A 12,566-nucleotide genomic window follows, 5' to 3' on the forward strand; every position below is an offset into this window, starting at 1 on the left:
CAATAATTGCTAACCAAACCTAGGTTGGCGCTTTGCCCCTTGGCTCTATCAAGCAGCCTAACGCTGTAACGAATCGCTTTGGTCATGATGGGCACACTTGGCTCAGCAGGGCCGGTATTGCAGGGGATTTACAATAATGATCAGGATATTTTCCGGGCAGCGCCTGGGAATGTTGGGCGTGCTGGCACTCCTTGTCGGCGCCTCACATGCGACTGCGGCCGGATTGATGGATGTCTACGATCTGGCTCGGGACAACGACCCCCAGTTCCAGTCGGACTTCTTCGGCAAGCAGGCCACCGATGAACGCTATTACCAGGCGCGTTCCGCGCTGCTGCCGCAGGTGAGCGCGAACGTTGCGCGTAGCGAAATCAGCCAGGACATCGTCAGCTCCGACAATGAAGTCTTTGGCAGCGGCAGCACCAGCTATCCCACCACCGTGTACGGCATCTCACTCACGCAGTCGGTCTACGACTACTCGCGCTGGGCATCATTTCGCCAGGCGGATATGGAGACACAGCAGGCGGCATCGGAGCTCGAGGTAGCACGTCAGGACCTGCTGCTGCGGGTGTCCGAGCGCTATTTCGATGTGCTGGCACTGCAAGAGAACCTGGACTTCCTGAACGCCGAGAAGGAAGAGGTCGAGACCAACCTAGGGCAAGTGCGGGCGCGATACGAAGACGGACTTGCCCGGGAGATCGACTTGCTCGATGCCGAGGCGCGTTTCCTGCAGGTGCAGGCCCGTGAACTGGACCTGGCCAACCGGCTGCGCGATGCACACAACGGGCTTGGCGAGATCACCGGCCAGGCCCCAGATCAGCTGCGCCTGGTGCGTGAGGATCTTCAACTACAGCGTCCTGATCCGGATGCCGAGTCGGCGTGGACGGAGCTGGCGCTGCAGCGCAGTCCCCGCCTGAAAGCCGCAGAGTTGGCCAGTGATGTCGCCGCCCAGGATGTGAATGTCCGGCGTGGTGGCCACTACCCGACGGTTGATTTGAGTCTCAATTACGAGAATGACGACACTGAGGGGTCACTGTTCGGTGGCGGCAGCGAGGTGGAAACCCAGACCATTCGGCTCAACGTCAATATCCCCATCTACAGCGGCGGCATGGTGTCATCCCAGGTTCGCCAGGGCGAACAGCTGATCAACGCCAGCCGCTCCACGCTGGAGCAGGTGCGGCGCGAGATCGATCGCCAGGTGCAAGCCGGCTACCAGGGCATCATCACCGCCATGGCACGTGAGGAGGCGCTAAGAGAGTCGCTGCGTGCCAGCGAGCGGATCGTGGAATCTCGCCAGGTGGGCTTCGAATCCGGCATAACGCCGCTGCTCGATCTGCTGGACGCCGAGCGCGACCTGTTCCTGGCGCGGAGTGAGTTGGCCAATGCCCGCTACGACTACTTGCTTAGCGTGATCCGGCTCAAGCATGCCGCCGGGATTCTCAACGCCGAGGACCTGGCAGAGATCGACGGCTTTCTTGGCGATGAGGTCGTCGTCGGTCGGCAGGCGGCGGCCTGATGACGGCGACCGAGTGGCATCCGGCGGCGTTGACGCTGCTGCGCGAGGCGGTCGCCGAGCTGGCGACGCCGTGGTTGGAAGAGCAGTCCGTCAAGCTGGGGCCTGGCCACTGGGGCGCGCAGCGCGTGCTGTTCAGCCTGCCGCTGGCGCGGCTGTCGCAGTCGGTGCTGTCCGACACCCTCCAGACGCTGCTGGCGCGGTGGCAGATGCCGACAAGCGATCAGCAGCGGGTGCTATCGGAGCTGGCGGCCGCGGGTGGCTCAGCACCGCATTTTCTTCACCTCGGCCTGGAGGGCGAGCGGCGCAAAGTCTACTGGGAGTACACGTTGCCTGAGTCGGCACCCGATCCCGCTACGCGGCACGTTCAATACCGCGCCTGGAAGTGGACCCCCGGCCAGGATCATGCAGCCGTATCTGAGTACCTGCTGCTGCCCTCTGCTTCAGCGGCATCGGCGGCAATCGGCGATCAGCTTGCCGTCATGCCTGCGCTAGTCGCCGACATCGTCGAGCAGCTCGAGATCAGCTCGGCGCTATCCCAGCGTGCATGGCCACCGATGACGGTGCGCATCGAAGAACAACAGGCCGGCAGCACCACTCCCCGGGACTCACTCAACCTGCATATGCACCAGTCACGGCTGCCGCTTGGCAGCGTGGCCGGGCTGCTGATGGCACTGGCGCGTGACTGGCAGTGCGCCCCTCGCCAGCGCCTCGTGCAGTGGATTGCCCAGCACGGCGACCAGCTGCTGGGCAACGTGTCCTTCGGCGTGGGCGCCGGCCAGCAGCCATTTTTTACCTGCTACTACGCAGGCAAGCGGCACTCCGTGCCACACGACACCCTTTCTCATACCCGATAAGAAGGCATCAGCATGGCGACACAACTGCTAATTTACCGCGACGTTCAGCCCATCACCCGCGACAAGCACGGCGAACTATCACTCAAGGTGGGCAAGGACTTTGGCTTCGCCAAGGACATCAACTCCGTCCCCGTCATGGCCGCCGAATTTCCCGCCGCGGCCAGCGACCTGCCGGTGGTATTCACCGAAGCCGAGGGCAGCGTACTGCCGGTGGCCGTGCTGGGCCTGGAGCAGGATGCCAACCTGATGGTCGACGCCGAAGGCCAGTGGCGCGGCGAGTACGTGCCGGCCTTCCTGCGCCGCTACCCGTTCGTGTTTGCCTCCAGCGAGGATGGCAAGACCTTTACGCTGTGCATCGACAACGCCTACGAGGGCCTCAATCAGGAGGGCCGCGGCGAGCGCTTCTTCGATGCCGACGGCGAGCAGACCCAGTACCTGGCCAAGGTGCTCGACTTCCTCCAGGACTACCAGAGCCACTTCCAGCGCACGCGGACCTTCTGTCAGCGGCTGGTGGATCTTGACCTGCTCGAAGACGTGCAGGCTCAGGTGCGCCAAGGCGAAGGTAGCCCGCGCACCCTGACCGGCTTCAAGGCGGTCAATCGCCAGAAGCTCAAGGCCCTCAAGGAAGATGACATCCGCTCCATGCTGGGAACCGATGAGCTGGAGCTGCTCTACGTGCACCTGCAGTCGATGCGCAACTTCAACCGCCTGAGCCGTCTGTCCCGCGGTGGTGCCCGCGTGGGTGCCCAGCACAAGGGTGACCCCGCCGAGCAGACCATCGCCGAGTCGTCTGGTTCGGCAGCCGATGCCGGCGGTGAAGAGACGCCGGTGCATTGAGCCCTCCTGGCTAAACGCCAGACCGCCAAGTGCCACCGCTGAACAGGTGCAACGCTTGGAACAGGGGCGGCCATATGCCCCGGCCGCCCTAACCGAAGGATCACGATGCCCCCCCGCGCGTGGTCCGACATGCAGGAGAATCGCCATGAACCGCCCCTTCCAGCCGCTTCGCAAGCCGCTTGCCGAACTGGTCGCCAAGCTGGTGCGCGGCAAGCGCAGCACGCGAGCCCAGGCCGAGAAGTCAGCCTTCATTTTCGAGGGCCTCGAGCCGCGCATGCTGCTGTCAGCGGACCCGCTCACGGCGGCGCTGGCGTCGGGCAGCGATGTCATGCTGCGCATGACCGAGGATGGCGAGCACCTGGAGTTGGTGGAAGAGATCGATGGCGTGGTTCAGGCCATCAACTTCCTGGGTGATGACGACGAGGAGCTGGCAAGCATCAGCCGCTCGGTCGCCATGCAACGGGGCATTACCGTCGACGGCAGCGAAGACAACGACCGTCTCAGCTTCGATGAAAGCCTTATCGGCGAGGTCGATGGGCTGTTGGTGAACTTCAAGGGCGGGGACGGCGACGACACCCTGTCGCTGGCCAACACCGAGACGCTCAACATCACCTTCGTGGGGGGCGAAGGGGATGATCGTATCGAGGGGCTGGCGGCGGACACTAGCTGGGACGTGACCGATGAGGGCAAGGGCGACGCTCGGTTAAGCGATAACGCGGACTGGTTGAGCTTCAAGGGCGTGGCGACCATCGATGTGGCTCCCTATCGCGAGACGTCCGACGGGCTGCTATCTCCCGAGGACGATAGCGTCGCGCATACCCTGACCAGCTCCCTCGATGATGAGATCTCCTGGTCGCTGTTCGATGCCGGCGACCTGCGGCTTGGCGAGGTGGCTTTCTCGGGGATCGACGTCCTCGACGGACGCCCGGGCGATGTGCTCGATTTTTCCGACTACGTGTCGCCAGTCGAAGTGGACCTGGCCCAGGGCGCCGCCACGGGCTTCCAGTCAATCGGCGGTTTCAACCACGTGATCGGCACCGACGGCGACGACATCCTGGTCGGCGACGATCGAGACGATGCCCCGGATACGATCCTCGACGGGCGTAACGGCGACAACCTGATCATCAGCGGCAGCGGTGACGATACCCTGATCACCGGCGAGGGCATCAGCACCCTTATTTCACGTGGGGGCAGCGACGAGTTCCGGCTCGAAGGCGCCGAGGTCAACGACACCACCTTCGTGGTGGAGCGCGCGTCCGACATTATCCTGCGCTCCGATGACGACAATGGCATCACCGCCGAGGCGGGAGACGACACCCTCAGCTTCGCCCAGGTGCCGTTTGAACTGGTGCTTTCCGCCACGGGCAGCGGCCAGACGCTGGATGCCAGCGGCTACCGTGAAAGCGGCGGCGTGACCTTCCAGATGCTCGAGGACGCGGTGGATACCACCATGCTCGGCAGCGCCAGCAGCGACCGTTTCCTGCTCGGGCCGGGGGGCGGTCATGTGGTGGGCAATGGCGGTGACGAGAATGTCATCGAGGCAGGCGTCGGGCTGGAGATAACCCACGATGTCAGCATGCGGCTCGAAGATACCGGTGAGGATGATTCCGCCACCCTGAGTGTCACCGTCGAGGGTGATGATGACTGGCAGGCATTCACCCTCGACGGCGTGCAGCAGGCCGTGCTGGTCGGCGGTGAGGGTGACGATGTTCTCGATGCCCGGGGCTTCCGGGGTGAAGTGCGTCTGGAAGGCGTGGACGGCAACAATCGACTCTATGCCGGCGATGGTGGGGCGCTGCTGCTGGGCGGCCTGGGTAACGATACGCTCACCGGTGGCGCCGGTGATGACGTGCTCTACGGCTATCGCGGAGACAATACGCTGGATGGCGGTGAGGGCGACAACGCGGTAATGGGTAGCACCGCCCACTACCTCGGGCTGCACGACGACCGGCTGGTGCGCGGCGATTTCGCCGAAGAGCATCGTCTGGTGATGGCCTACGACCCCGAGGCCAGGGTGCAGTTCGGCTACAACGGTCACCACACCGACGAACTCGCCATGGGCAGTGAGGCGCTGGAAGTCCAGCACGCCCTCGAGTCGCTGAGCGGCGTCGGCCAGGGGAACCTGCAGGTCTCCCGCGAGCTGTTCGTGGAAGACGGCGAGGACAAAGTGGCCTGGACGGTGCGCTTCGTCGATGACTTCATGGACGTCGATGCGAACGGTGACTTCACCAGGTCGCTGGCGCGCGAGACACTCAACGTGGCGCTGGCGGGGGCGGGTGCCCAGGCGGTGGCGTCCAGTATCCGCAATGAACGCGTGGCCGGCGTCGACTCCCTCGCGAATATCGGTGACGCGGTACTCCAGGCCGAGTTCGGCAATACCGTTCTCGATGCCCGCGGTTTTGCCGGGCGCGTGTTTATCGAAGGCGGTGCCGGCAACGATACGATCTATGCCGGCCAGGGCGAGAGCGAGATTTCCGCCATCGCCGGCAACAACACCCTGCATGTCAGCGGCGGAAAAGTGGATATCATCGGCGGTGAAGACGTCGACCACCTCATCCTGCAGGCGTCTGGCGACCAGGCAATCAGCGTCGATGGTGGCAGCTTCGAGCTGGGCGGCGAGACGTCCCAATACGTCAACGTAGAGCGGCTGACCGTCCGCGGCGGGTCGAGCGACAACATCCTCGACGCCAGCGGCTGGCACGGGGTCGGTGAGTACACCGAGCTGAGCGAGTTGATGCGCCAGGCGGAGATCAGCGACGCCGATATCGCGCGGTTCATGAATGCCCTGGGGGACGTATTCCTTGATGAAGCGGACTTCGAGGACCCCGCCGACTACCAGGTCTACCTCGACACCCTCGAGGACAGCGACCTGGAGCAGACCAGCGCCACCCTCACCATCGGCCTCAAGGATGGCAGCGAGCACTCCCTCAATATTGCCGACGCGCTTACCGTCGAGCACCTGGTTCTGCTGCTGGAGAGTATCGAGGACGCCGAGGGCAATTCCCTGCTCGAGGCCGAGATCGACACTGCCAGCGGTCAACTGGTAGTCCGCGACCTGACCGATGGCGACGACGACTTCTCGATCGACGCTGACGACACGGCGGCCATCCTGACCGCCGATGCCCTGGGCATGTCGCTCGATGATGGCGAGTGGCGAAGCAAGGCGCTGATCGCCCGTGGCGTCACGCTGGATGCCAGCCAGGGCGGCGATAATACGCTGACCGGTAGCCGCGGCGACGACGTCATCATCATTGCCGGCGGTCAGCAGGACATCGACGGCGGTGAGGGTGACAATGCGCTGCGCTCGTCTTACGAAGCCAGCGAAAACGACGATGAGATCACGCTGACCAACGGTGAGCTGGCGCTGGGCAGCGTGACCAGTTCGCTGTCCAACATTACCTTTGCGGAACTCTCGGTATTTGGCGGCGCGGCCAATGTGTCGGTCAGTTCGTCGGGCTTCAACGTGGGCGGCAGCCTGATCGAGCTGGGCAAAGGCTTGCTGAACGTGTCAGTCGATGCCGCCGAGGATCACGACATCGTCGTCGAACTCGAGGCCGATAGCCTCGACGGGTTGGATGAAGTGACGCTGGAGAATGACAGCGGCGTCCTGATCGGTCTGTGGAAGGGCGATAGCACCCTGCGCGGGAGCGATTTCACTGACGGATACACCTTCAGTGACGATATCGAACTGCGCACTACCGGGACGCTGACCCTGGACGACGGCATGCAGCTGTCTACCGACGGCGATGCCTCGCTGACGCTGACGGCGCGTCATCTGGTGATCGACGGCGGCAGCGTCATCGATGCCGGCGAGGGCGACATCAGCCTCAATGCCCACCTACCCGATGTGCTCCAGGCACCGGTTAACAGCTTCATTGATGTCGGCCTCTTCGATGTATCCATGACCCTGGGAGAGGCGACGGTCGAGGGTAACAACATTACCCTGGACGCTCGCATCGTCGACCCGGATCGCGACTGGTTCAATGAGCGCACCGGCCTCGGCTTCATTGATAGCGGTATCGATGCAGCCCTTGATTTCATTCAAGACCTGTCCTTCTTTGGCAGCATTTCCACGCTGATCGCCGACGCCACGATCGATATCGGCGAACAGGCGTCGCTGCTGGCGTCAAACGACCTCAGCGTGCAGTCAGAGATCGAGTTGAACGCCGACATCAAGCCGACCAAAGCCTGGGGGCTAGGGGTCTCGGTCAGCACGATCGTCGCCAGATCAAACGTCCACGTGCACGGCCATTTGCAGGCCGACAATGACCTGGGTATCACCAGCGCGGTGACCACGGTACAGAATGTCGAGGCGGAGCCCAGCGGGGTCAAGGGGGTCGCCGCTGCCGTGGCGGTCAGCGTACGGGTCAGCGAGTCGCGGGTGATGGTGTGGGACGATGCCCGCATCGAAGCGGGGGGTGACCTGACGGTCGCGGCCACCAGCCTGCACAGCAGCACGACCAAGGCGGCGTCAGGCCCCGACAAGGGCGTCGTGGGGATTGCTCTGTCTGTCAACGTGGCGACGGGCGTTACGCAAGCCCAGCTGGCCGGCGAGGTCAGCGTGGGCGGCGATCTAAACGTCACCGCCGACAGCGAGCAGGGGCCGGGCAACGGTGCCACCACCGCCAGTGCCGGCACCTCCAAGCCCAGCGGCCCCAACAGCCTGCTCGACGGCATAAAGAAAACCCGTAACGACGCGTCACCCGAGGCGACCCTCGACAACGCTAAGAAAGCGACCGGCGAAGCCGTCACCAAGAAGGCCAAGGAGCAGGCCAAGGACAAGGCACCGGACTTCATCAGCAAGCGCTTCGATTCGCAGGGAGAGTCCGGCGAGAGCAGCAAGAAATCGAACACCGCGGATGTGGCTGCCGGTATCGCCGTGTCGGTGGACATCAATCGTGCCAATGCCCAGCTCGGCACCGAGGTGGATCGCGACGGCAATATTCTCGGGGACGATGAGCGCAGCATCATCAGCGTGGCTGGCGGCGTCGTGGTCAAGGCGGTCAGCGACCATCGTCCGGCGGTGAGTGCCAGCGGCGCTGCAACCGGGGTCGATCCCAACAAGAAGAAAAAACAGAAAGACTTCGGGCAGAAGGTGCTGGGCAACACGCTGCTGGGCAAGTCCTTGTCGCAGCCCAAGGATTCGTCAGTCACCGGCGGCAAGTCGGCCGAGGCCAGCAAGAAAAAAGAAAAAGACGACACCGTAGCCGGCAAGAATGCCGCCAAGGTCGGCGTCTCGGGTGCCATGGCCTTTGGTCTGCTGGACAACCACGCCAATGCCAGCATCGAAGGCAATGTCGACCTCAACGCCGAGGGCAGTCTCAGCGTCGAAGCCGAAAGCCTGAACAGCGTCGACCCGCTGAGCCTGTGGGGCGCCAATATCTACGCTGCCGGCAAGAACTTTGGCGAGCTCGACGCCACCTACGACCACCTCAGCGCCGACGGCAGCAAGACGCTGGCCGAGGGGCAAAAGGTGCTGGTCGCCGATAACCATGTCGACGGCGGTGAGGCCGGACAGATTTATGAGTTCAAGGGCGGTGACGAGGAGGTCGATCTCGCCACTGAAGATTTCGATGATGAAGATCGCTGGGAGAAGATCGGCACGCCTCTCGAGCAGCGCATCGAGGAGTTCATCGCCACCCTCGACAGCTATACCTCCGGCAATCTTGGCCTTCCGGGCAGTTTCGACAGCTGGACGCTGGCCACGGCAGAAGGCAGCAAGCTGGCCGTCTCCGGCTCAGCCAACGTGCTGCTGATCAACCAGAACAGCGACGCGCGCATTCGCGAGGGGGCGACGATCAACGTGGCCGCCGGGGAAGCGTTTGCCGACGCCGCGCCGTCTGTCGGCCAGGACGTCACGGTTCGCGCCCACAACGATAATCACCTGTTTGCCATGGTCGGCAACTTCAGCTTGCCCAAGCTCGCCGGTGCCTCCGAGGCCAACGGCGAGAAGTGGAAAAAAGCCTTTAAAGGTGACGTGAAGAAGGTCGAGTCGGGCTTCGCCGGCGTCAAGTCGGACGGCGTGGGGATTGGCGTGGCGCTTGGTGTGCATGTCCTGCAGGGCAATGCCACGGCGGAAATAGAGTCGGGGGTCACACTGGTGGCCGATAGCCTCGATGTTTCCGCCGACAACGATACCCTGCTGGTGGGCATGGGCGCGACCAGCGGCAAGGCGGCCAACCTGGCCTTCAATGGCACGGCGGTGGCCAATGTCGTGCTCAACGAGACTACTGCGCGTATTCATAACGGCGTGTCATTGACCATTGGCGACGGTGGCGTGGATCGGGACGAGAACGACAACCCGATCGGTCCCTCACTGCGGGTCAGCGCCAACGATGAAAGCTACCTATTCGGCCTCGCCGGCGGCATGGTGCAAAGCGAGAGCGTCGGGATTGGCGCCTCGGTGGCCGTGTCTTTCGTCGAGCGCGATACCCAGGCGTGGCTGGGCAACGACAGCAACGGCATCAGCGGGTCGGTCACCGTCGGCGGCGATGCCGTTGTCGATGCCCACACCGGCGGCGTGATCGTTGATATGGCGCTGGCGGGCAGCGTTGCCGGCAGCAAGCCTGACGACAACGCCAGCAGCGATAACAAGTCGAGCCTGAAAGGCAGCCAGGATACATCAGACGAGAAAATCGGCAGCGTATCCTCGGTGCTGTCGCAAGGTGCCGGCAACCAGAGTAGCGATAACGACAACAGCGTCGCCGTCGGCATTACCGGCTCGATGGTGGTGCATATCGGCAACGACACCACGCTGGCCGAGGTCGCCGGCCTGGACACCATCCAGGTGGCCAACGGCAGCCTGGAGGTTGCCGCCAACGACAGCACCCATCTTGGCGTGCTCTCAGGTGGTGCGAGCCTTGCCCGAGGCAGCAGCGACGATATCAGTGTTGCAGTGGCCGGCGCCGGTGCCCTGGCCATCCAGGACGGCGTGACGCGGGCCAGCGTGAGTGACATCGATAGCCTGATGACCCAGGATCTGCGTATCGACGCCGAGCGGTTCGGCTGGACGGTGATGGCCTCGGCGGGGCTTGCCATCGCGACGACCCAGAAGGGCTTCGGCTTTGCCGCCTCTGGCGCCGCACTTGCCTCGACGCGCACCATTGATGCACGACTGCTGTCCATCCACTCCGGCTCGCTGGGCAGTGTGCACGTCGGTGCACGTGACGCTGCCAACTCGGTGGTCGTCGCCGGTGCCCTGGGCGCCGGCAAGAAAGCCGGGGTTGGTGGGGCGCTGGCCTTTTCGCTGATGATGCACGACGTCAAGGCAACCCTGCAGGACATCGGTGAGCAAGCCAATGCCATCGACGTCGACTCACTGTCGGTCGAGGCGCGTAACGACGCCCTGATGATCGGCTTGGCCGGGTCGGCGGGCATCGGTGGCAGTGACAAGGGGGTCGGTCTCGCCGGTACGATCACGGTCAATGCGATTACCAACTCCACACAGGCAAGCGTCGAGAATAGCCACCTCAATGTGCTGGATGACGGCGAGATAACCGTCGCAGCCGTCGATCAGAGCAGTATATGGGGGCTCGCCGGCGCCCTTGGGGCCGGGCAGAACGTCGGCTTCGGCGCCGCCATCTCGGTCAACGTGATTACCAACACCACGCTGGCGAGCGTCGCCGATAGCACCCTGAGCGATGCACAACACGTCGATATCACCGCCCGCAATACCGGACTGCTGCGCACCCTCACCGTGGGCGTCGGGGCAAGTGAGAAAGTCGCGGGGTCAGGCAGCGTGTCGGCCAACGTCATCGTCAATACCGTCAAGGCCGAGTCGCGCAATACCCGCATGGAAGACATTCAGGAACGGGTGCGGGTGGGGGCTTACGACCGGACCCAGCTGATCGCCATCAGCGGGGCGGGGTCGGCTGGCAAGGTTGCCCTCGCCGGCAGCGTCAGCGTGAATGTCATCGACAACGACACCGTTGCCTCGATCCAGGGCGGCGAGATTCAGGCCGATCGTCTTGTCGTCGAGGCGCTCAGTGAAAGCCTGGTGGTGTCGGTGGCCTTCGGTGGCGTCGCCGCAGGCAAGGTGGGTCTTGCCGGTGCCATCACCGTCAATAGCGTATCGGGGCAGACGCTGGCACAGATCAGCGACGCTGCCGACATCACCACCGCGGGCAATATCAACGTGCAGGCCCAGGACAGCACCACGCTGGTGGTGATTGCCATCGGTGCGGCCGGCGCGGGCAAGGTGGCCGGTGGCCTCAGTGCCAGTACGGTACAAACCGACAGCCTGATCATGGCTAGCGTCAATGGCGCCACACTTGATGCGGGTGGCAATGTCAGCGTGCTGGCCGGGCTCGCCGATGAGGATGAAGAATTCGATCTCGCCAGCGTCGGGCTTGGCGATCTCGACCTCGAGAATGAAGGCGTCGACGGCGAAGACGAGTTGGAAGACGACGAAGAGTCGGATATTGCCCCGCGCGACATGTCGAACCTGGATTTCTCTTCCGGGGTCATCAACATCAGCATCGCCGGCGCTGCCGGCGGCAGCGCGGCGGGTTCCGCGGCGGTGGGCTTGAACTGGATGCGCTCGTCGGTCCGCGCAGAAATCGTCAACGGCGCCGACGTGACCGCCGCCGGTAATGTGGAGGTCATCGCGGCCGACAGCAAGGGGCTGGTCAACTTCGCCTTCGGTGTGGCCGGTGCCGGCAAGGTGGCCGGCGGCGGCGCCATCGCCTTCAACTACCTTGGCGGCGACCCCACCGACCCTTCGCGGACCATCGACAACACCAGCGACGACGACGTCGATGCGTCGGAAGACCTCATCATGCTCGATCTCGGTGATGAGCCGAGCGGCTATACGCTGGGCCAGATTGCCGCAGTGATCGACGACTCAGAGGTTACCGCCAATGCCGGCAATGTAACGGTCTTGGCCGAGGCAGAAGCCCAACTGCTGAATATCACGGCCGGCGGCGCCGCGGCCGGCAAGGTCGCCCTGGCGGGGTCGATCGGCATCAACTTCATGCAGAATGACGTGCTGGCCAGCATCCGTAACGGGGCCGACGTAAGTGCCAATGCGGGGGGCGGTGCCAACGGCGACGTCACGCTCACCGCGACGGTGCAGCCGATCATGATCAATGTCTCAGGCGCCGCTGCCGGCGCCGGGGCCGTGGGTCTGGCGGGCGCCTCGGCCACCAACGACATGGCTTCTATCCTCAGCGCTACCATTGAGGGGGCGGAAACCCACGTCAGAGCTGATGGCGACATTCAGCTCAAGGCGGCGCTGCTGCGCATCAATGCAGAGGATGTGCCCAGCATCGACGTCGACGAGAGCCTGATTCCTGAAGAGGAAGAGGACGAGGACCGCCCGGCCACTCCCGGCCAGGGCGACCAGATCTGGAGCTTCGCGCTCA

At 63.9% G+C, this 12,566-nt stretch carries 3 protein-coding genes and 1 pseudogene; all 4 read left to right on the forward strand.

Features of this window, described 5'->3' with window-relative positions:
• Nucleotides 1-136 precede the first annotated feature (136 nt).
• Nucleotides 137-1,513 (forward strand): TolC family outer membrane protein, encoded by a 1,377-nt coding sequence (locus QC821_RS19085; protein ID WP_309724709.1) that lies wholly within the window; start codon nucleotides 137-139, stop codon nucleotides 1,511-1,513.
• A complete protein-coding gene (locus QC821_RS19090; protein ID WP_309724711.1) occupies nucleotides 1,513-2,367 on the forward strand; it encodes a hypothetical protein in 855 nt (284 codons plus the stop codon). Before QC821_RS19085 ends, QC821_RS19090 begins: the two co-directional genes overlap by 1 nt.
• A gap of 12 nt (nucleotides 2,368-2,379) precedes the next feature.
• A complete protein-coding gene (locus QC821_RS19095) occupies nucleotides 2,380-3,204 on the forward strand; it encodes a SapC family protein (protein ID WP_309724713.1) in 825 nt (274 codons plus the stop codon).
• A 145-nt stretch (nucleotides 3,205-3,349) separates the two neighbouring features.
• Nucleotides 3,350-12,304: pseudogene (locus QC821_RS19100) on the forward strand (LEPR-XLL domain-containing protein); the annotation flags it as partial.
• Nucleotides 12,305-12,566 lie beyond the last annotated feature (262 nt).

It is taken from the genome of Franzmannia qiaohouensis, assembly GCF_031451695.1.
Lineage (GTDB): Bacteria > Pseudomonadota > Gammaproteobacteria > Pseudomonadales > Halomonadaceae > Franzmannia > Franzmannia qiaohouensis.

Coding starts and splice junctions, on each gene's coding strand:
- QC821_RS19085 (WP_309724709.1), top strand. CDS start 137: ATGATCAGGATATTTTCCGGGCAGCGCCTGGGAATGTTGGGCGTGCTG.
- QC821_RS19090 (WP_309724711.1), top strand. CDS start 1,513: ATGACGGCGACCGAGTGGCATCCGGCGGCGTTGACGCTGCTGCGCGAG.
- QC821_RS19095 (WP_309724713.1), top strand. CDS start 2,380: ATGGCGACACAACTGCTAATTTACCGCGACGTTCAGCCCATCACCCGC.